Consider the following 19,736-nt stretch of genomic DNA (forward strand, 5'->3'; position numbering starts at 1 on the left):
TGTAGAACAGTTGGCAGAAGCTGGCGCCACGCAGAAGTGGCCTGGATGTGGCGCGGGAGAAAAGCTTAGGGCTTGGCGGGCAATTCCGCCTGCAGGCGTTCGTACTTGGCCATCAATTGCTCCGGGCTTTCGCGCCAGGCGGGATTGAAGGGGATACAACTGACGGGGCACACTTGCTGGCATTGCGGCTCGTCAAAGTGGCCCACGCATTCGGTGCACTTGTTGGGATCGATTTCGTAGATTTCCGCGCCCATGTAGATCGCGTCATTCGGGCACTCGGGCTCGCAAATGTCGCAATTGATGCATTCGTCGGTGATCAGTAATGCCATGATTTCACTCTTACTTATTGCGATGAAGCAGCGTTGGCGGCAATCTTGTTTTGCAGCCAGCGGTTCACCGAGGGGAAGACAAACTTGGAGACGTCGCCGCCCAGCGCCGCGATTTCGCGCACGATGGTGCCCGAAATGAACTGGTACTGGTCGGATGGCGTCAGGAACATGGTTTCGACATCGGGCAGCAGGTAGCGGTTCATGCCCGCCATCTGGAATTCGTACTCGAAATCGGAAACGGCGCGCAAGCCGCGCACGATGACACGCGCCTCATGCTTGCGCACGAAATCCTTGAGCAAGCCGGAAAAGCTTTCCACTTGCACGTTCGGGTAATGGCCAAGTACTTCGTTGGCGATTTCCAGGCGTTCGTCGAGCGAGAAAAACGGTTGCTTGTTCTTGCTGTCGGCGACACCGACGATCAGCTTGTCAAACAGACCCGATGCGCGGCGCACCAAATCTTCATGACCGCGCGTGAGCGGATCGAATGTTCCTGGATAAACGGCTACAACCATTGCGGCTCCCTGACGATGCACCAATATAGACGCGCATTATGCCTGAAATTGGTGACCACCTTGGTGCAGTGCCTCGGGCCAGGGAGCTTTTTTGCCTCATTTATAGGCAGATTCAGGCAGTTGCCGGCACTTTGTTGTAAGTTAGCAAATGATAATAAACGGTGCCCGCCTTGTCGGCGCGGATGACTTCCCATGGCGCCATCCATTCCGGTTTTTCCAGCTCGCTATTCTCGTCAAAGACCAGCGGCAAGCCCGATTCCGCGTACACCATGCCGCCTTCCTTGAGCAGGTTGGCGCACAAGGGCAACACTTTCGCCAGGAAATCCTGCTGGTAGGGCGGATCGAGGAAGATCAGGTCGAAACGCTGGCCGCGCGCTGCCAGGCCTTGCGCCGTCAGCAGGGCGTCGCCGCGCAGCAGTTGCACATTGTCGGCGCGCAATTTCGCCTTGTTCTCTTCCAGCTGGCGGATCACGGGCGTGTGCGTGTCGACCATGGTGACGGAGCCTGCGCCGCGGCTGGCCGCTTCAAAACCCAGCGCGCCGCTGCCGGCGAACAGGTCCAGCACCTGGGCGTTGGACCAGTCGCCGTCGCGCAAGTGATTGATCCAGTTAAATACGGTTTCACGCACCCGATCCGGCGTTGGGCGCAAGCCGAGTGCCTGCAAAACAGGCAGCACGGAGCGCTTCCACTGCCCGCCGATGATGCGCACCTGGTTCGGTGGCGGCGCGTGGTGGACGGGGACTTTGGCGGGTTTTTTAATCTTCTTTTGCATGGGGGATTTCTTCAATTCGGTGGCGGCCACTATAGCATATGGCCCCCTCCCCCCTGCTGGCGCTGCCTGTCTATTTGGCTTGCGTGACCAGGGAATTGAAATCGTCGATCCAGCCCTGCATGCGCTTGACGGCGTGAGCCTTTTGCGCCGGCGTGGCGCTCTTGATCACCGTCATGACCATCTGCGCCGTGCTGCCTTCGTAGGCATCGAAGAAGGCCTTGCGCTCGGAATGCTCGAGGCGCTCGAAACTGTCCTTGATCAGGGTCGTGATCAAGCCCACGGTCGCTTCCTTGCCGAGTTTTTCCTGGTGAACTTTCTTGACCAGGTTCAACACGTTCTGCTGGCGCCGCATGCGTTCGTCGAGCCAGATCTCATTGTTCAGCGGACGCGCGTCGGACGCCTTGCGGATGAGGGCTTCCTGCTCGCTGCTGAAGCTGCCGAACCACAGTTCGAATTGCTCCATGGCTTTCTTGTAGCGCAGCTTCTGGCGCTTCTCCTGATCGCCGCTCAGGTATTTCTTGCGGTAATCATCATTGTTCGACTTGAACTTCTTTTCCATCTGCGCGATCTGTTCGGGTTTGAGCGAGCGCGCCAGGTCGGCCAGCTCGGGCGCCGCCTTCAGCAACAGCGCCTGGGTGCGCTGCTTGATCTCGCTGTAGTCGGCCATCAGGTCCGCCTGCGTGATATTGCCTTGCAACTGCTTCTGGCCCGTGTGCAGGATTTCCACGTAATCCTTCAATTGGGTCTTGCGGTGCCAGTCGAACAGCTTGTCGATATCCTCGCGCACCCAGCCCTTCTGGTCGCGGTCCAGGTCGACATACGCGTTCAGCCACCAGTACAGCACGGTATCGCCATTGTTGTAGGCCAGGCGCAAGCCGCTGCAGCCGGCGACGAAGACCAGCAGTAAGGCCAGCACGGCATAAGTAAAGCGGCTGGAAGGCGTGGAAGACGGGGCCTGCGTGTTAAACTTTTTCATATTCTTAACTTATAAAAGACGGTCTATGAACGTTGTCATTCTCGCTGCCGGTATGGGCAAACGCATGCAGTCGGCACTGCCCAAGGTATTGCACCCGTTGGCGGGCAAGCCGCTGTTGTCGCACGTCATCGACACGGCGCGCGGCCTGGCGCCGTCCCGATTATGCGTGATTTACGGGCATGGGGGCGCAGCGGTGCTGAAGTTGCTCGACGGCTACAAGGTGAACCATGCCGTGCAGATCGACGCCGCCGAGCAGGCGCAGCAACTGGGCACCGGTCATGCCGTGCAACAAGCGCTGCCTTTGCTCGATGACAGCGTGCCGACCCTGATCCTGTACGGCGACGTGCCGCTGACCAGCGCCGCTTCCCTGCAACAACTGGTGCAGGCGGCTGGCAACGACAAGCTGGCCATCCTGACCGTGGAACAGGACGATCCGTATGGCTTGGGCCGCATCGTGCGCGAGCATGGCGCCATCGTGCGCATCGTCGAGGAAAAAGATGCCACGCCTGAAGAGCGCGCCATCAAGGAAATCAACAGCGGCATCATGGTCGCGCCTACCGTGCAGCTCAAGCAATGGCTGTCGGCCTTGTCGAATGACAATGCCCAAGGGGAGTACTATCTGACCGATATCGTTGCCCAGGCCGTCGCCGATGGCGTGGCCGTCACCTCGGCCCACCCGGCCGCCGTGTGGGAAGTGGCGGGCGTCAACAGCAAGGTGCAGCTGGCCCAGCTGGAACGCATCCACCAGAACAATATCGCGCAAGCGCTGCTCGAGCGGGGCGTGACCCTGCTGGATCCTGCCCGCATCGACGTGCGCGGCGAACTCATCTGCGGCCGCGATGTCACCATCGACGTCGGTTGCGTGTTCGAAGGCAAAGTTGAACTGGGCGACGGCGTGCGCGTGGGCGCCAACAACGTGATCATCAACGCCACGGTGGCCGCTGGCGCGTACATCAAGCCGTTCTGCCATATCGAGGACGCCGTCGTCGGCGCCGCCTCCATCATCGGCCCGTACGCGCGCTTGCGCCCGGGCACGGTCCTGGCGGAAGACGTGCACATCGGTAACTTCGTCGAAGTGAAAAACAGCCAGATCGCCGCGCACAGCAAGGCCAACCACCTGGCCTACATCGGCGACGCCACCATCGGCTCGAAGGTTAACATCGGCGCCGGCACGATTACCTGTAACTACGATGGCGTGAACAAGTTCCGCACGGTGATTGAAGACGACGCTTTTATTGGCAGCGACAGCCAGCTGATCGCGCCCGTCACCGTCGGCAAGGGCGCCACCCTGGGCGCCGGCACGACCTTGTCGAAAGATGCGCCGGCCGGCAAGCTGACGGTCTCGCGCGCGCGCCAGGTGACCATCGACGGCTGGACGCATCCCGTGAAAATCAAGAAATAAGCGCACCGCCCTCGGTACGCATGACGCCGTCAGCCTGTCCGGCTGGCGGCGTTTTTTTGCGCCTGTGGATAATCCTGTGGAGAGTTGGCTAGCAACCCGGGATAAGTCCGACCATTTTTCCCATCCCGTACTTTCTCCGTATTGTTGTGTGGATAAACATGTGAACAAGCATGCGAACAAGTGATGGATAAGCCCGGTATAAGCTGCGTATAAACGGTAAAGAAGCTGTGGAAAAGACGGGATAAGTTATCGGGCCCAACTTGCCAATCCAGCATACAAGCCAGTTTGAGCAGGCTGAAAAAGTATCGTTGGTTTTTGCTTGCCTGGACTGTGGATAAGCTTGTGCGCAATCTGAGAATAAGTGATGAATAACTTATAAGTCATTGTATTGTAAGGATATTCAAGAGTTGTTCGTCAATGCGGGTTGTGGATAAGGCTGTGCAAAAGCCTGTGCTTAAGGCATGGACAAGCCATGGATAAGTCGGGATAAGTTTTATCTTGGAGGTCATGTATATTTATTCAGGGGCCTCATGCGAGGCCGGATGTGGCGGCTGTGGAAATCTGGAATTTTTTGTGTTGTGGATAAGCTTGTGCATAAGCAGGCGAAAAACCAGGGATAAGCCGGGATAACTTGTCTGCAGCCTGCTTCACACGGCGATGCGCGTCTCGAATTTGCTGCGGAACGTGGAAAAATAGCTTTTTACGTTGCGCACATTGGCGTGCGCGGCGAACAGGCGGTGCGCCAGCGCGTGATATGCGGGCATGTCGGCCACCTGCACCATCAGCACGAAGTCGGGCCCGGGGGAGACGCGGTAGCATTGCAGCACGGCAGCTTCTTGCGCAACCAGCTCTTCGAATTCCGCCATGCGTTCCGCCGCCTGCACATCGAGCGTGATTTCCACGATGGCCGTCAGGCGCGCGCCCACCAGCTGTGGCGCGACGATGGCCACTTGCCGCTCGATGACGCCGCTTTCGCGTAAATGCTTGACCCTGCGCAAACAGGTGGGCGCCGAGACGTGCACCGCTTGCGCCAGCTCGCTGTTGGTTTGCGATGCATCAATTTGCAGGGCGTTCAGGATGCGACGATCGATCTCGTCGAGAGTAATGTTGCTATTGTTCATGATTTTGATGAATTGGGAAAAATATTGAGTTTAAATGAAATAATATTTCATCATAAAATAGTCGTGAAATATTCAGTCAAAAATACACAGATTTAGAAAGCATATTTCATACACTCTGCATTAGCATGCATGCATTGATTAAATTTTAAACAGAGGTTTCCATGTGCGGCATCGTCGGCGCGGTAGCGCAACGTAATATCACTCCCATCCTGGTCGAAGGCTTGAAGCGCCTGGAATACCGCGGCTACGATTCCTGCGGCATCGCCCTGCATGCGGATGGCCGTTTGCAGCGTTCGCGCTCCACCTCGCGTGTGGCCGAGCTGGAAAAGCAGATCGCCGAAGAAGGCTTGAGCGGTTTTACGGGCATTGCCCACACGCGCTGGGCCACGCATGGCGCCCCTGTCTCCTTCAATGCCCATCCGCACTTTTCCCCAACGGAAGAAAACGCCCGCGTGGCGCTGGTGCATAACGGCATCATCGAAAACCACGACGAATTGCGCGCCGAACTGACGGCCCTCGGTTACGTCTTCCAGAGCCAGACGGACACGGAAGTGATCGCCCATCTGGTCGAGCACATGTATAACGGCGACCTGTTCGAGACCGTGCAGCAGGCCGTCAAACGCCTCGACGGCGCGTATGCGATTGCCGTGTTCTGCCGCGACGAACCGCACCGCGTGGTCGCCGCGCGCCAGGGCTCGCCCCTGATCGTCGGTCTGGGTAATGGTGAAAACTTTGTCGCGTCCGACGCCATGGCCCTGGCCGGCACGACGGACCAGATCATCTACCTGGAAGAAGGCGACGTGGTCGACCTGCAATTGTCGCGCTGCTGGATCGTCGACGTTGACGGCAAGCCCGTCGAGCGCGAAGTGAAGACCGTGCACGCCCACACGGGCGCGGCCGAGCTGGGCCCGTATCGCCACTACATGCAGAAGGAAATTTTTGAGCAGCCGCGCGCCATCGGCGACACGCTCGAAGGCGTGACGGGCATCATGCCGGAATTGTTCGGCGACAACGCCTATGCCATCTTCAAGCAGATCGACCGCGTGCTGATCCTCGCCTGCGGCACCAGCTCGTATGCGGGCATGACGGCCAAGTACTGGATCGAGTCGATCGCCAAGGTGCCCGTCAGCGTGGAAGTGGCCAGCGAATACCGCTACCGCGACAGCGTGCCGCACCCGAACACCTTGGTGGTCACCATTTCGCAAAGCGGCGAAACGGCCGACACCCTGGCCGCCCTGAAACATGCGCGCAGCCTGGGCATGCAGCACACCTTGACCATCTGCAACGTGGCCACCAGCGCCATGGTGCGCGAATGCGCGCTGGCCTACATCACGCGCGCCGGCGTGGAAGTGGGCGTGGCGTCCACCAAGGCGTTCACGACGCAGCTGGCCGGCCTGTTCCTACTGACCCTGTGCCTGGCGCAAGTCAATGGCCGCCTCTCCGAAGAACAGGAAGCGGCGCACCTGAAAGCCATGCGCCACTTGCCCGTCGCCATCGCTTCCGTGCTGGCGCTGGAACCGCAAATCATCGCCTGGTCCGAAGAATTCGCCCGCAAGGAAAACGCCCTCTTCCTGGGCCGCGGCATGCACTACCCGATCGCCCTGGAAGGCGCGTTGAAGCTGAAGGAAATCTCGTACATCCACGCCGAAGCGTATCCGGCCGGCGAACTGAAACACGGCCCGCTGGCCCTGGTGACGAATGAAATGCCGGTCGTCACCATCGCACCGAACGACGCCCTGATCGAAAAGCTGAAATCGAACATGCAGGAAGTGCGCGCCCGCGGCGGCCAGCTGTACGTCTTCGCCGACGTGGATTCCCGCATCAGCTCCGGCGAAGGCCTGCACGTCATCCGCCTGCCCGAGCACTACGGCGACCTGTCGCCGATCCTGCACGTGGTCGCGCTGCAACTGCTGGCGTATCACACGGCACTGGCACGCGGCACGGATGTGGACAAGCCACGCAATCTGGCGAAGTCGGTGACGGTGGAGTAAACGTCACATGGGAGGACGCCAGGTATTCCTGCTCATTAAAGTCGTAAATTGAGTAGGCGAGCGGGAGATTTGATCGAACATTAATGTTCTTAGACACCGTTTGGGAAGGCGCTCTTGCTTCGGCCAAACGAACGGAGGATGAACTCGGTCCCGATGGCATCGGCCCATGGAATGATTTTGAGTGGGGAATGATTAACGGAAAGCTATCTACCATCCGTTGGATGCTCGGCGACGATTGGGACATGCTCGATACCTGAAACGATAAATGCTTTGGCGAGTTGGCCTCTCCGCTGGCGAACACACGACTTTGTTACCTCAAGGTGAGGCCAACTATGGACGAAAAAAAACGAAAAGAGGCGAGCGTTTCCTTGTTAAAAGACATGGAAGCCACTGCCGCCCACATGCGTGAGCTAATTGTCGCAATGCCTCCGCACGATCTGCTCGGCTACATCTACTCCCGGCACATGATGAAAGCAATAGCAGACCAAAGTGCCTCTCAGGAGCAATCCGAATCGCATGGTACTGATGATCTGATCAACGAAAACCAGTTCCTTTTGGAGTACGTGCACGCGGTTCTCGCGTCAGATGTCGCCTCAGCGGACGTCGCATTCGACGAAGCCCGGTGCGCCGAGTTATATGAACTAGGCAGAAAACTGCGAGAGCAGGCCTTGTTTTTTGCTATGGTCACGTCAGCTGATATCAAAGACGGCGCCTTTGGTCCCGATACGGCCGATATTGAATTCCACGCGAAATCTACTTGGGTCATGCTACGCGGGAACCGCTACCAAGTCTTGGAAGGTGAGTTCTACCGCTACGTCCTGGCGCCTCACGATGATGTTTTGAAAGAAGTGTATGGCGTCGGTGCCATCGATATCGCCGAAGGCTTCCAGTCCATGGCAAACGCCACGCGCTCTGGGCATGCCGACGCTATCTCGGCGATGATGAAGCAATTTGAGGCGGCGCAGGCCTTCGCTGCTGCACAGGACAAGCCTCTGGAAGATGTCATGCAGGCGTGGGTTGCTGCCAATGCGGAGCAATCGAAAACCGCCGGGCAGGCAATGGACGACATGTTTCGGGGCGGTATTGCCAACGTGAGCCGTCACACGAAGCTGCCGCCGACGCTGCTGGCGGACTTGGCGTACCAGCGGGGAGAAGAAACCGAGTTCTTCGCAGCGGGCGATTATGCGGGGACACCCTATCGGACATTGCCTGCCCGGAAAAAACCATTAATCCAGCTTGGATCGGACTACTACGCCGTAGATCCGTGCTTCACCCGCGATGCTGGGTACCGTGCACTTCTCTATAACCTCCTTCAGCGAAAACCGGACTACAAGAAGACCTTTGAAAATCGGCAGAAGACGATGAGCGAGGCTGCATTCGCCGACATTCTGGCCACCCAGCTTTCAGGTGCCACGATTTTCCAGGAGGTGTACTACAAGGACTCTACTAGCAGGCAGTGGTCGGAAAACGACACCCTCATCCTAGTCGATGACGTACTGTTCTTAGTTGAAGCCAAGGCCGGCGCGGCGGCCACCATCGCGTCGCCAGCACTTGATTTCGGCCGCCACGCCCAGTCCGTACAGGACTTGGTACTTAAGGCCTACAAACAATGTGAGCGCTTCTTCATTTATCTGAATTCGGCGGACGAAGTGCCCCTCTATTACTTGGTGAACGGCAAGTACGAAGAGTGCGGCCGCGTCCGCCGCGCCGACTACCGCGTGATGGTACCGATCGGGCTAACGGTGGAATCGTTCTCGCCCTTTTCGACGTATTGCAAGGAACTGCCGCAGATTGAGCCGCTACTTGGAAAGCATGCTTTCGTTTCTCTGTCCATCGACGACCTGTTTGTGCTCAAGCGGCTCCTGCCGACACCAGGCGAGTTCGCTCACTATATGGAGGTGCGGCAGGCTGTGGCGGGGATGCGCCGCTCTAGTTTATTCGATGAGTTCGACCACTTGGGCGCATACCTGAAGAAGAACCGCTTCGATCAGGACATTGCCGACCAACTGAAGGGTGGCAAGACGAGCATGGTCATCTGGAACGGCATGAGCGACGTCGTCGACAAAAGTTTTGAAGGCGAAGACTGGGAAAGCCGGCCATTTCCAGCTCAGGACTTCCCTGAAGAGGTGCTGAAGCTGCTTGGAGCGCTCGACGCCACCCGAGCATCCAGATGGCTTTCAGCGGAAAGCCATATCCGAGACCTGGGAGAGGAAGGCCGGTGTAATTTGGCCAAGATGCTGAGCGACCTTCGCCAAACCCTGAACCAGCATCCCGCTCGCTACTTTCTTCTGTCTGGGGACGGTGGGCCACTCTTCGTTTGGCTTCAACAATACGACCACCAAATTGACTGGACTAAGGTAAATGACAAGGCCAGCGCAGCTGGATTGGCCGTCAAGGCTTCAAATGTCATCGGGGTCGTGGCAGAGGTTGACGCTCATGGAACATACTACCGGGCGCAGTTTTTCACGGTCAACATACCGACCGCTCAAACGGAAGAAAACGCCCACATTTACGAAGACGCCACGCGAATGTCTCAACCCTCGCGGGCGGTGAATCTTAACCAACCGAAAAATGTCATCCCTCCTGCGAAGACCAAAAAACCGGGGCGGAATGACCTTTGTTCGTGTGGCAGCGGCGTAAAGTACAAGCGGTGTCATGGTCGTTAGTCCAGGTGAAATAGAAAGACCGTCAACCTTCACTTGTCGCTCAAAGACTCTCCATAGCGGAGACGAGATTGTGTGAGTACCTGAGGGCCTGCTGAGTAGCCGCGACTGGGGTACCGACATGCCCGCCTTGATCAAATATGCTGTGAAGCATCTTCAACATCACAGACAGCCCATGAGCTCACACCAATTGACGACCCCACTGCAAATCTGCGAAAACCTCCTTATTGATGGAAAACGCTACAACATCGAGCATCACATTCTGCCAAGTGAAAATGCGGTGGCAGATCGATTGCTTTTGCGTGGCCTTGAACTGAAAGAGGCTTATGAGGAATTACACGAGAAGCTGCATAAGCAGCCCCCGGCCCTTAAGGTTTTCTTGGAGGTTCTTCTGAGTACGGCCGCGTTCTGGAGTCCCGATAAAATCGTAAAGGCACGCTCTGCACGCGATGAACTCGCCGACGTCAATCAACAGATTGCAGGCAAAGCGGCGGAGCTGGTCGATTTCTTGGAACGTCGTTCGGATTTGCACAACACATCGGGCTTTAGCAGCAATACGCACTATCACGTCTGCGACGTTATCGAGGCTGCATCTGAAGACAATTACCTGTTCAAGTCCTATATCAAAGAGCGCCTAGATGTCCTTTCCGGGCAGTTCGACCTCAAGTATTGGCCGTCGTTGAGTGAAATAGCCCCTTGATTCACCAGACACAGCCTATGCGTTATTCTTACGGATAGGAATAGGACTGTGCATATGACTAGGAACAAGCAAACAATCGAGGTGGTGACGGTGAGCCAGGAGCGCCGCAGGCGCTGGTCTGCCGAGGAAAAAGCGGCGCTGGTGCGCGAGACTTACGAGCCAGGCATGAACGTGTCGCTGGTCGCTCGCAAGCATGGCGTCGGTGCAAGCCAGTTGTTCAACTGGCGTAAGCTCGAACGGGAAGGCGCGCTAACGGCGGTCACTGCTGGCGAATCGGTGGTACCGGCGAGCGAACTGGCCGCTGCACGCGCGCAGATAGCCCAGTTGCAGCGCATGCTCGGCAAGAAGACGATGGAGGCGGAAATCCTGAAGGAGGCCGTCGAGTTTGCTCGCGAAAAAAAGTGGATTGCGCGCTCGCCCTTGTCGGGCAAGGACGACCAGTGAAGCCGGTCTGCTCTGCCCTTGGCGTAGCGCGCTCACACGTAGCCCAGCTGCTGGTTCGTCCCGCGGACTGGATCGACGGGCGCACCACTCAGACGTTCCACCAACCTACCGACGCCATCCTGGTCGACGCCGTGCGCGCCGAGATTACAGCGCTGCCGACCTATGGCTACCGCCGGGCTGGCGCTCTGGTCAACCGCACGCGCGCCTTGATGGGCTTGCCAGCAATCAATCACAAGCGGTTTTATCGCGTGATGAAGGCGAACAGTCTGCTGCTACCCAAGGCGCCGAAACGCCCAGTGAGCAGCCGCGTGCACAATGGCGCGGTGGCGGTGGACGAACCCAATCAGCGCTGGTGCTCGGACGGCTTCGAGATCGCCTGCGACAACGGCGAAGTGGTGACCGGTGTGTTCATGAAGGATTGCTGTGACCGAGAAATCATTGCCTGGCGTGCGTGGGCCGAACGTGGCCTGCCTGGCGAGCCCGTGCGCGACATGCTGGTGGAAGCGGTCGAGACAAGATTCGGCCAGGCCAGCGTCGGCTCGACCAGGCTGGAATTCTTGAGCGACAACGGCGGCGCCTATCGAGCCCATGAAACGCACGCGCTGGTGCGCGCACTTGGGATTGAACCGGTGCATACACCGGTATGCAGCCCGCAGTCGAACGGCATGGCCGAGAGCTTCGTGAACACGTTTAAACGGGACTACGTGAACTTGATGGACCGCAGCAGCGCTGAAATCGTTCTGGCTCAACTGCCAGACGCCTTTATGCACTTCAACGAGGTCCATCCGCATTCGTCGCTGAAATGGAAATCGCCTCGCATGTTCAGGAGGGAGCTGGCGCGCCGGGCTCAGGAAAGCGGCGCTAACTAAACGATTGGCTGTGTCTGGTTATATGGGGGCAAGATCATTGAGCCAATTTCTCCAAGTAGTAGCTTCCGATGCTCAACATGCTGACATGGAAGCCACTGATTCTTTGACCGCCGCCGCCACGGCAGCCGCGCGCCCATCACGAGCCGATTTCTTCAAGGCGTTGCTTGCCGCCATCCAGGAAAACAGTGCGGACAACTATGGCCTGCTCCCCAAGGGCTTTAAATTGACAGATAACACGCTCGCCTCGTTAGCCAACTGCGCTTTGGATTTTGGCCCGGACGATCTTGCCGACAGCGCATACGTGAAGCGGTTCCGCCAGCGTGAACGCAGCGGGGGAAAGTGATATGCGTAGATCCAATCGACATCCTGCGAAAATCGCTCCGAAAGAAACCTACGAGTCCGATTGGTTCAGCGTTTCGAGCAGGACGAATATCAATCCATTACGGCCCGGGTATTGCGCGAGATGTCCAGTCGCCTAGCGATTTTTCGTATTGGGATCTGGTCACGAAGGTGCCAGCGTCGAATGATGCCGCGTAGAGCTACGTCGATCACTCCGATTTCCTGCCGATAAGACAGGTGGAATTGTGCTAATAACGTGGGTCAGATTTCGTTGCAAATTCGTGGGGAAAGTGGGTCAATTTTCAATGCAACTTAACAATCTGCGTTGAGTTGACGCAGATCTGCGCCAGAACAGCACAGCTCTGCGTGTTTGTGGCGCAGATTTGTTCTATAATACCATTATGATATCTCATCGAATCACATCAGCGGACTTGGTCAAGCTAACAGGGTATTCACGCCACAAGTTGAGAAGTCTGCTCGCTGAATTGCCGGGATTTTTTGAGACTCGTGGAGCGCGTATAGCTCGGGAATACACAGTTCAAGAAATGGCAGTGATTGCAGTTTGTTGTGTCTTGGAGGAAGGATATGGGCTCCGCCGAGATGTCATCGTCGAACTAGTTCAGGAGATACGTAAGGTGCTCGGCTTACCCCGTGAGTCTAGTTCAGATTTGCGAATGGTTGTATCAATACATCCTGTTGCGGTATTGTGTCTTCGTGATGGTGAGATCGCGCAAACAGGAACTATTCTTGAGCTTTCCCCGATCCTCGATCGCATCGATGAATATTTGATGGTTGATCGCGGGACGTCGCAGGAAAAGCAGCGATCACTGGAATTCTCTCCCCATTCAGTTGGGCGCAGTAGCGGCAAGCTTGCGCCTAAGGTAACAATACAAGACGTCTCCTCGATACAGAAGAAACATGGCACAGGCTGATTTATTTGAGATGCTGCGTGCGTCAGGCATTGATCGAGACAGCATAGTCTCCTTCGATGGAAATCCGACTCCGCGCCACATACGCTATTTGGATTTGATTTCGTCTACTGCGAATGGTAAAGCACCAGGCAACTTCCCCGATGCGGTTGTCGAGACGGCCGGTGCGCCGGTCATCTATATCGTCCGGCATGATCGTCTGGGTGACACCACCGCTGAAGCTTCCGGGCGCTTATCTGAACTGGTTCGCGTCCTCGCATGTCGGGCAGATGCCCGATTCCTTGGCGTGGTGCGTCCAGGCGGGATCACCGTCTATTCCATTAGTCTGCTCAATGATGTACCTCAGCCAGTTATCGACGCAAATGGAGAGGCAGCTCGTGCAAAGCTGCGAGGCCTGCTAAGTGGCGCCGCGGTGCCGTCGTTCACTCAGTCGAGCAAAGCAGCTAAACGATCAAATGATGCGTCAAGCCAGTGGCTGGAGACTCTGCTATTTAAACTGCTTAGTGATGCGGCAAGCGAAATAAAGCGCTATGCTCCAACATTGACTGTGCAGCAGATTATTGGCTTGGTGGGGCGTGCGCTCTTCTTTAGATTTCTGGTCGACCGTGGCATTGTGGACGATCGAGATGCAGTAGCTATCGCCGGAAAAAAGCTACCTCTGGAAGAGATGTTTTCTGCTCCCACGTATTTGACAAATGTTTGCATCTGGATGGATCAAACATTTAATGGCGACTTGCTCTCATTGAGCGCTGTGGAAAAAGACTACGGCACGTTTGTACAGCAAATTGGATCAGGTGTTCAGGAGGTCTGCCGACACTTATCCAACATTCAGCACAAAGCTGTGGCAGGCCAGTTGCCGCTCAATTGGGGCGGCATAAAGTTCCAGCACGTGCCGGTAGGCGTACTTAGCCAAGTGTACGAGGAATTTGCACATAATTTCCTTCCAGATCTGGCACAAACTACCAGCATTCACTATACCCCGCGCCGCATCGCAGAAATTGTTCTCGATGGTGCCTTCAGTGCCGTCAATTCGGCCAAGCCACATGAGGCAAAGGTCCTTGACCCCTCCGCCGGCGGTGGTGTTTTCTTGGTGCTGGCGTTGCGTCGGTTAGTTGCTGAGCGATGGAAAGAGTCTGGTGTGCGCCCCACTCGCGCAGTCATTCGAAAAATACTGAATACGCAGCTAACCGGTTTCGACATCAACGCCGATGCTTTGAACATTGCTTCACTAAGTCTCTATCTGGCTGCGCTAGAGCTCGACCCGCGGCCAAGCCCATTAAGCGAGCTGAAATTCCAGAAGCTCATTGGAGTAGTATTGCATCCAGTAGGAGTCGCCGACCTCGCCGGCAGTGGGGCCCATGCTATTTCATCGGACGACACGGCGGACTACGAGCTTGGCAGCCTTTCAAAAGTAGTGTTAGATCGCTTCGCCTCGAAATTTGATATCGTCGTCGGCAACCCGCCGTGGACTGGATTTAAAGGCCAAGCGAGCGCTGCGCTGAACAAACGTCTAGCTCAATTAATTAGTCATGACGGGCAGGTGACAGCGGATATTCGAGCGCGGTACGGATCGCCTGACGTTGCTTTCTTACTTGCATCCAAGATTTGGGCTAAACCTTCTGCAGCGATCGGCTTTGCCTTGCATGGCCGTTTGTTGTTCCAACCAAAATCGTTCGAGTTGCGCCGACATATCTTCAAGACCCTACAGATCACGGGCATCATGAATTTTGCGTCTTTGCGCCAAGACCCGCGCATCTGGGGATCAAACGACGCTCCATTTTTGTTGATGGTTGCCCGGAACGATCTAGTCAGTCCAGGCGACAGTTTTTATTTTATCAGCCCAAAGAGAGAGCAAAATCTTAATGCGCTGGGACAGTTCCGTATCGACCCTAATGCTGCCACGCCCGTATCCCTGCAGCAAGTCCAAGACGATCCACTGGCTATAAAAGCACTGTACAAAGGCGGCGCCTTAGGATTGGAGCTGATGGATCGCATCCGCTCTGCTCGGGTTGCAAAAGTTGCGGAGCAGATATCCAAGTGGAATTTGAAGTTCACTTCCGGCTATCAAAGTGGGAAGCCTGAGAAGCGAAAAGAAGATAGCTCGGCGCTGGTTGGGTTACCTGAAGTAAGTATACAAACCAAGTTTGGCTTGCGGCTAGGTGATGCTTCTGAGAAGTTCACACTTAAAACTGTGCAGTGGCGACGAAACCCGCAGATATACAAGGGGCCTCTGTTGCTGTTCAGGGAATCGCCCAAGCTAGATAGAAGTGTACGTGGGGCTCTTTATTGTGAAGTGGATGTTGTCTACAAGGAAAGCTTCTTTGGACTGACATTACCCAATGATCCCGGCATGCGTGTTTTGGCTGACCTTCTATACGTCGTGTCTTATAGCGACCTGATGCTTTATTATCAGCTACTTTCGAGTCCGAAATTTGGCGTTGAAAGGGATTCGGGCCTACAGAGTGACCTAGAGGAGTTTCCGCTAATAAACCATACCCGGTTATCCGACGACGAAGTAGTCGATATTAAAGAGGTCGCAGCCAAGTTACGCAATCACCAGCACTGCTGGAATGACGTGGATCGTCTTACTGCCAAGCTCTATGATTTGTCAGCGTGGGACGTACAACTCATTCAAGATACGCTGGCAGCTGAGCTTCCGTTCGCTGCCTGTGTCACTGAGGCCGATGCTCCTCCTACGACAACACAGATCGAAGAGTTTGCGCGTACGTTTAAGGATTTACTAGAGCCGTATTCTCCAACTGGATTGACGGCATGTGTGCTTTCAAATACCCCTGGCGCCAACATTGAGGGCTGGAGGTTCTTGAGATTTGTACCGGACGATCAGCCCGCAACGGACGCGCCTTTGTCAAAGTTGGAGACAGAGTCACTGACAGACACTGCGGATAGTTATTGGGCATCACGGCTCATCGTTCATCTTGATGGAAATCAGCTGGTTTTGGGACTTTTGGACCAGAGTCGGTATTGGAGTCCGACACAGGCAAGACTTCTCGCACTTGAAGGCTTGCAAGACGGTTCTTTATTCGTATAAGAGTAGACTATCTTGGCATACACTAACCTCGGTACGCCGCCACGCGGCTCAGTGATTTATCCTGCATGGAACCCCGGATTTATTAAGGTAGTTGACCAGGCCCTGAGTAAAGCCTGGCACGACTTAGTCGATAATGATGCGTCAGTTCTGGAAACAAAGGATGAAGATATCATTACTGACTGTCTTCTTAATAACCTCACTAACCTGCGTAGGCGAAGTGAAATTCCAGGGTTTAACGATGCATTTTTCAGCTTGCCGAGTCGGGATGCTAAGCTGCCTGACTGCGATGGCTACTCCATTGATCAAATGCCGGACATTACTATTCGCTTAGCAAAATGTAGAAGCGGAATCGCTGATGACCGTCATGATGCGCTCTTTTTTGAATGCAAAGTGCTAGATCCTAGCAGAGGTCTCGATTCGTATAGGGTGGATGGAATTGATCGGTTTTTATCAGGCCGATATGCTTGGCGCATGCCTCATGCTGGGATGCTCGCCTATGTTTTCGACAGAAGAGATACTGCTCCGACTAACGCCTTAATAACGTACTCGAAGCGAAAAAATAAAGGAATTACCATAGCTAAGCATCTGCGACTGGTAGGACTACCTACGAAAGTGGTCTGCGCAAGCACACCACTCGTGTCCGAAATCGCGATGACAGAACATGAGCGCTTGGCCCCCGTGGTCGATGGCAAAACGTTCGCAATATCTTTAAGACACATGTGGCTTATGCCGCCAGCAGGGCCGACTCTCTGAACAATTATGCAATGAAGTGCCACGAGTTTTCCTTGCATGCCGAGGGCGTTCAAAGCACGTCGTCGTAATCCTCGGTTGCAAGTTTTCCCGTAGTTTTGCATGACGGACACTCAACTGTGACCCCTGAGCTATTCTGGAAGAAGAATCCACCATTTAGGCATGTCCGGCTAGCCGAGGCGGTCCAGACGTGACCGCATCCACATTTAAATTTCGCCTGTTCAAGGCCCCCTAGCAACATTGCAGTCCTGCCTGTAGCAATTGGGGTATAAGGCGTTTTCGTCCGTCGTGCTTCCAATATCTTCAGAGTCATCTTTCTAGCCTTTTTCGATGTCGCCGCCCGTCGGCCGGCGGGCGCCCGCAGGGCGCGGGCTATTTTCCCTTAACGGCACGTACACGCGTTGCGTTCGGTGCCGCAATGGCCACAGTAATGTTCCGCCGTTGTAGGGGCAACGGCGATTCTTACATTCTGAGCGTAGCCATTGTTCAGGTCGCTGCCGCAAGTACGGCAGTAATTGTGGCCTTCGTGTTTGTCGTCGACGCATTTACCGCAGTTGGAACTCATCCATTAATCCCTCATAATTGTGGCCCTGCACGTTACTTGGCTTTCTCAGCTCAAAGGCCGCGTTACGCGGGGCCGATGGTAGTGCTAGTTTTCCCTAGCCAATACGAGGACTATGGCCAACCTCGATTTTTGGATTTTTGGTAAGCAAGCCTGTGGCATACACCTTGTCGTCTTCGACTATAAAGCCATCAAAGAAGACAATGGACACCGACCTGCCCTCGGTGTGATTTATGCCCTGCGGATTTGGCTGTCCCTTGTCATCAATGATTCGGTAGCTCTCATTGGGGACTACTTCTGCGACGAGCCAGTTGATTTCTTCCCCTTTTGAAGAAGTGTAAAAAAGTTCCATATTTATAATTTATCCTAATTGGGGCGGCACCATACCGCTCTCTCAATGCACCAGGCCCTTCAATGCGGGCCGTGGGTTCCACTGTCGGCGCCACTAGGGTATTAGTGGTGTCGTGGCTCACCTTCACCGAACCATGCCAGCGAATACGCAATCAATGGATAGCCTGATTCGTCCTTTCCAGAAGCTGTCTCGATCAAAGACCAGCCTATTGTTATGAGTTCGTTTACTCGCTGAGAATCGAATGCCCGCTCGATCTTTTTCGCTTTTGTCAAATCCACATCTGCCATTTTCGATTTACTCCTAAACGCTGGCTACCGGCCAGTCGTGGGGCACTTGCGCACCGAATGTTACTGAATTCGCAATTCAAGTTTAGCATTTCTTGACTGCATTTGACTGCTAACATGAGCCATAAATTTGCAATATTTGTTTACGCCCATCGTTTTTTTCATTTTTAATGTCAATCAGCTACGGGGAACCTCGAATTACTGCTGATCGCGGCCATGCACTGAGCATGGCGCAGTCCGGAGAGTAGCGGCCCCGCCAGATCATGTTGATTTGGTGATGTTTTGCGGTCCGGGTCTGCCATTTTTGACAGTCCCGACGGACTTCGGGAGTCAGAATGCCGCGACCCCGGCCTCCTTCAGATGGACAAAGCTGCACAAGTTGTAGGTTGCTGCTTTCCAGCTCAGATTCAGCGTGGCACGCGCCAAGCCGATCTAGCACAGCGTCTTGCCGCCCAGTTGCGCCAAGCCGGCAAAAACATGCTCGACGCGAGCACGCGGCGAAGCGATGCGGCGGTTGCGTCGCCCTTGCGCTTCGGACAGTGCTTTGTCCTTGCTGCCTTTGCGCTGGATGTGCATGCGCCAGCCTTCGCTCTTGAGCCGCGCTTCGCGCTCACCATCGATGTAGCCTTTGTCGGCGTAGATGTCACGGCTGGTATTGGCCGAATCGATCACCGCCTCAAAGTGCAGCGTGTCGTGTTCGCTGGCAGTGCTGACCTTGATCTTGCGAATGAGCTTGTAACGCTTGTCGGCGCTGGCCGAGAGCTTGTAGCCGAAATAGGACTTGCCATGCTTCTTGGTCCAGCGCGCCTCGACATTTTTCTGGCGTCGTTTCGCTGGTGCCCAGTCGGCCGGCATGGCCTGGTCGGCGACGATCTCCTTGTCCTCTTTCTTGATCGACTGCTTTGGCGTTCTCGGTGAGCGAGTGATGGCCCGTGACTTCGACCGACAGATCGCAGAACTCCAGGTGCGCGCCGCCACACTGAAGCGCTTTACCCAAATTGGCACGCCGACGACGCTGGCCACCTGATCCTAAAGAATTCGGCTATGAAGTGTCACATGACCGCGTGGCCGCCTAGGTAATGGAGGATGCGTCAATTTTAGTTAATTAGGTGCGCCCGCAACTGAATTTCTATTTTTTGCAACCTGATTGGCTTTAGGTTATACTCGCCTCGCCTTTAAAGGCAACTAATGTTGTAAGTCAACTTATCCATAAGTGGAAAACCTATCCCATAGGAGCATATCTATGAAAACCAAACTTCCTCGTCGCTCGCCCAGAGCTACAGCTCAACTCCTTTCTATCAACGCCAAGCTTTATGAGAAGGAGAAGGACCGACAGGTGAACCGCTACCGATTCGGCCTTATTACGCTGCGCAAGATTGCGAACCGTAAAAGCATCCGTGCCAGTTTTGTCAAAGAGTTGGAGGATGAGCTGGCTGAACTGAATTGGCTGCTGATAACGGTCGGTGCGGAATACGCCATCGTATCGTTGGACAAATCGGAGGCCTGGCTCAAACTTAGTGCGAAGCGTCTGTGCGACACCGAGAACGGGAACCTACTGCTGCTCGAAGAAGAGGGAATCGAGGACGCCTATAATGAGCTGTTCCCCGATGATGATGACCTGACTGAAGACGAGTAAAGCCAGTTACAGCGGCAGCACACCGGCTGCCGCTGTACTTAGGCAACGAGTGTTCG

17 protein-coding genes and 3 pseudogenes are annotated in these 19,736 nt (G+C 55.3%); 13 read left to right on the forward strand and 7 right to left on the reverse strand.

Annotation, left to right across the window (positions count from 1 at the left end):
* Positions 1–65: 65 nt before the first annotated feature.
* The 4 genes from ACPJXG_RS28165 to ACPJXG_RS28180 all read right to left on the reverse strand — a co-directional run bounded on the left by ACPJXG_RS28165 (position 66) and on the right by ACPJXG_RS28180 (position 2,589).
* Entirely contained in the window at positions 66–329 is a 264-nt protein-coding gene (locus ACPJXG_RS28165; protein WP_070303217.1) for a YfhL family 4Fe-4S dicluster ferredoxin, read from the reverse strand.
* 14 nt (positions 330–343) lie between these two features.
* Positions 344–841, reverse strand: a complete 498-nt coding sequence (gene coaD / locus ACPJXG_RS28170; protein WP_034752633.1) for a pantetheine-phosphate adenylyltransferase — start codon at positions 839–841, stop codon at positions 344–346.
* Positions 842–953: 112 nt separating this feature from the next.
* Positions 954–1,613: a 16S rRNA (guanine(966)-N(2))-methyltransferase RsmD gene (rsmD, locus tag ACPJXG_RS28175; RefSeq protein WP_099403929.1), complete on the reverse strand. Its 660-nt coding sequence runs from the start codon at positions 1,611–1,613 to the stop codon at positions 954–956.
* A 70-nt stretch (positions 1,614–1,683) separates the two neighbouring features.
* Positions 1,684–2,589, reverse strand: coding sequence for a DUF6279 family lipoprotein (locus ACPJXG_RS28180; RefSeq protein WP_425252949.1), 906 nt, complete (start codon positions 2,587–2,589; stop codon positions 1,684–1,686).
* A 25-nt stretch (positions 2,590–2,614) separates the two neighbouring features.
* Here ACPJXG_RS28180 and glmU point away from each other — a divergent pair, with 25 nt between their 5' ends.
* Positions 2,615–3,991: a bifunctional UDP-N-acetylglucosamine diphosphorylase/glucosamine-1-phosphate N-acetyltransferase GlmU gene (glmU, locus tag ACPJXG_RS28185; protein ID WP_425252950.1), complete on the forward strand. Its 1,377-nt coding sequence runs from the start codon at positions 2,615–2,617 to the stop codon at positions 3,989–3,991.
* Positions 3,992–4,638: 647 nt separating this feature from the next.
* Here the strand turns inward: glmU and ACPJXG_RS28190 are convergent.
* Positions 4,639–5,112: an Lrp/AsnC family transcriptional regulator gene (locus tag ACPJXG_RS28190; RefSeq protein ID WP_035823420.1), complete on the reverse strand. Its 474-nt coding sequence runs from the start codon at positions 5,110–5,112 to the stop codon at positions 4,639–4,641.
* Between the two features lie 161 nt (positions 5,113–5,273).
* On the opposite strand from ACPJXG_RS28190, the gene glmS reads away from it, so the two are divergent.
* From glmS to ACPJXG_RS28220, 6 genes and pseudogenes are all read left to right on the forward strand, one after another.
* Positions 5,274–7,103 (forward strand): glutamine--fructose-6-phosphate transaminase (isomerizing), encoded by a 1,830-nt coding sequence (gene glmS, locus ACPJXG_RS28195; RefSeq protein ID WP_035823418.1) that lies wholly within the window; start codon positions 5,274–5,276, stop codon positions 7,101–7,103.
* A gap of 158 nt (positions 7,104–7,261) precedes the next feature.
* Positions 7,262–7,360: pseudogene (locus ACPJXG_RS28200) on the forward strand (PIN domain-containing protein); the annotation flags it as partial.
* Positions 7,361–7,435: 75 nt separating this feature from the next.
* Complete coding sequence (locus tag ACPJXG_RS28205) at positions 7,436–9,769, forward strand: YecA family protein (RefSeq protein ID WP_425252951.1); 2,334 nt, start codon at positions 7,436–7,438, stop codon at positions 9,767–9,769.
* A 118-nt stretch (positions 9,770–9,887) separates the two neighbouring features.
* Positions 9,888–10,466 (forward strand): hypothetical protein, encoded by a 579-nt coding sequence (locus ACPJXG_RS28210; protein ID WP_425252952.1) that lies wholly within the window; start codon positions 9,888–9,890, stop codon positions 10,464–10,466.
* A 54-nt stretch (positions 10,467–10,520) separates the two neighbouring features.
* Positions 10,521–11,779, forward strand: a protein-coding gene (locus tag ACPJXG_RS28215; RefSeq protein ID WP_227742074.1) for an IS3 family transposase whose coding sequence is annotated in 2 segments (ribosomal slippage) — positions 10,521–10,860 and positions 10,860–11,779 — 1,260 coding nt in all. Because the reading frame shifts where the segments join, the coding sequence is not laid out codon by codon here.
* A gap of 85 nt (positions 11,780–11,864) precedes the next feature.
* Positions 11,865–12,122, forward strand: coding sequence for a hypothetical protein (locus ACPJXG_RS28220; RefSeq protein ID WP_425252953.1), 258 nt, complete (start codon positions 11,865–11,867; stop codon positions 12,120–12,122).
* 107 nt (positions 12,123–12,229) lie between these two features.
* Here the strand turns inward: ACPJXG_RS28220 and ACPJXG_RS28225 are convergent.
* Positions 12,230–12,331 (reverse strand): annotated as a pseudogene (locus ACPJXG_RS28225) (XRE family transcriptional regulator); the annotation flags it as partial.
* A 170-nt stretch (positions 12,332–12,501) separates the two neighbouring features.
* On the opposite strand from ACPJXG_RS28225, the gene ACPJXG_RS28230 reads away from it, so the two are divergent.
* From ACPJXG_RS28230 to ACPJXG_RS28245, 4 genes are all read left to right on the forward strand, one after another.
* A complete protein-coding gene (locus ACPJXG_RS28230) occupies positions 12,502–13,050 on the forward strand; it encodes a hypothetical protein (RefSeq protein WP_425252954.1) in 549 nt (182 codons plus the stop codon).
* A complete protein-coding gene (locus ACPJXG_RS28235; RefSeq protein WP_425252955.1) occupies positions 13,037–16,096 on the forward strand; it encodes an N-6 DNA methylase in 3,060 nt (1,019 codons plus the stop codon). Before ACPJXG_RS28230 ends, ACPJXG_RS28235 begins: the two co-directional genes overlap by 14 nt.
* 12 nt (positions 16,097–16,108) lie before the next feature.
* Positions 16,109–16,849 (forward strand): hypothetical protein, encoded by a 741-nt coding sequence (locus ACPJXG_RS28240; protein ID WP_425252956.1) that lies wholly within the window; start codon positions 16,109–16,111, stop codon positions 16,847–16,849.
* A 674-nt stretch (positions 16,850–17,523) separates the two neighbouring features.
* Complete coding sequence (locus ACPJXG_RS28245) at positions 17,524–17,739, forward strand: hypothetical protein (protein WP_425252957.1); 216 nt, start codon at positions 17,524–17,526, stop codon at positions 17,737–17,739.
* 737 nt (positions 17,740–18,476) lie between these two features.
* On the opposite strand, the gene ACPJXG_RS28250 is transcribed toward ACPJXG_RS28245, so the two are convergent.
* Positions 18,477–18,899, reverse strand: a complete 423-nt coding sequence (locus ACPJXG_RS28250; RefSeq protein ID WP_425252958.1) for a transposase — start codon at positions 18,897–18,899, stop codon at positions 18,477–18,479.
* 43 nt (positions 18,900–18,942) lie between these two features.
* Here ACPJXG_RS28250 and ACPJXG_RS28255 point away from each other — a divergent pair.
* Positions 18,943–19,071: pseudogene (locus ACPJXG_RS28255) on the forward strand (IS5/IS1182 family transposase); the annotation flags it as partial.
* Positions 19,072–19,287: 216 nt separating this feature from the next.
* Positions 19,288–19,680 (forward strand): hypothetical protein, encoded by a 393-nt coding sequence (locus ACPJXG_RS28260; RefSeq protein ID WP_425252959.1) that lies wholly within the window; start codon positions 19,288–19,290, stop codon positions 19,678–19,680.
* Positions 19,681–19,736 lie beyond the last annotated feature (56 nt).

It is taken from the genome of Janthinobacterium sp. NFX145, assembly GCF_049810325.1.
GTDB lineage: Bacteria > Pseudomonadota > Gammaproteobacteria > Burkholderiales > Burkholderiaceae_D > Janthinobacterium > Janthinobacterium rivuli.

Bases quoted from the DNA above. Each gene is read 5' to 3' on its own strand.
- ACPJXG_RS28245 (WP_425252957.1), top strand. From the start codon at position 17,524: ATGGCCAACCTCGATTTTTGGATTTTTGGTAAGCAAGCCTGTGGCATA.
- coaD (WP_034752633.1), bottom strand. From the start codon at position 841: ATGGTTGTAGCCGTTTATCCAGGAACATTCGATCCGCTCACGCGCGGT.
- ACPJXG_RS28205 (WP_425252951.1), top strand. From the start codon at position 7,436: ATGGACGAAAAAAAACGAAAAGAGGCGAGCGTTTCCTTGTTAAAAGAC.
- ACPJXG_RS28180 (WP_425252949.1), bottom strand. From the start codon at position 2,589: ATGAAAAAGTTTAACACGCAGGCCCCGTCTTCCACGCCTTCCAGCCGC.
- ACPJXG_RS28235 (WP_425252955.1), top strand. From the start codon at position 13,037: ATGGCACAGGCTGATTTATTTGAGATGCTGCGTGCGTCAGGCATTGAT.
- ACPJXG_RS28250 (WP_425252958.1), bottom strand. From the start codon at position 18,899: ATGCCGGCCGACTGGGCACCAGCGAAACGACGCCAGAAAAATGTCGAG.
- ACPJXG_RS28165 (WP_070303217.1), bottom strand. From the start codon at position 329: ATGGCATTACTGATCACCGACGAATGCATCAATTGCGACATTTGCGAG.
- glmS (WP_035823418.1), top strand. From the start codon at position 5,274: ATGTGCGGCATCGTCGGCGCGGTAGCGCAACGTAATATCACTCCCATC.
- ACPJXG_RS28260 (WP_425252959.1), top strand. From the start codon at position 19,288: ATGAAAACCAAACTTCCTCGTCGCTCGCCCAGAGCTACAGCTCAACTC.
- ACPJXG_RS28190 (WP_035823420.1), bottom strand. From the start codon at position 5,112: ATGAACAATAGCAACATTACTCTCGACGAGATCGATCGTCGCATCCTG.
- glmU (WP_425252950.1), top strand. From the start codon at position 2,615: ATGAACGTTGTCATTCTCGCTGCCGGTATGGGCAAACGCATGCAGTCG.
- rsmD (WP_099403929.1), bottom strand. From the start codon at position 1,613: ATGCAAAAGAAGATTAAAAAACCCGCCAAAGTCCCCGTCCACCACGCG.
- ACPJXG_RS28220 (WP_425252953.1), top strand. From the start codon at position 11,865: ATGGAAGCCACTGATTCTTTGACCGCCGCCGCCACGGCAGCCGCGCGC.
- ACPJXG_RS28210 (WP_425252952.1), top strand. From the start codon at position 9,888: ATGCCCGCCTTGATCAAATATGCTGTGAAGCATCTTCAACATCACAGA.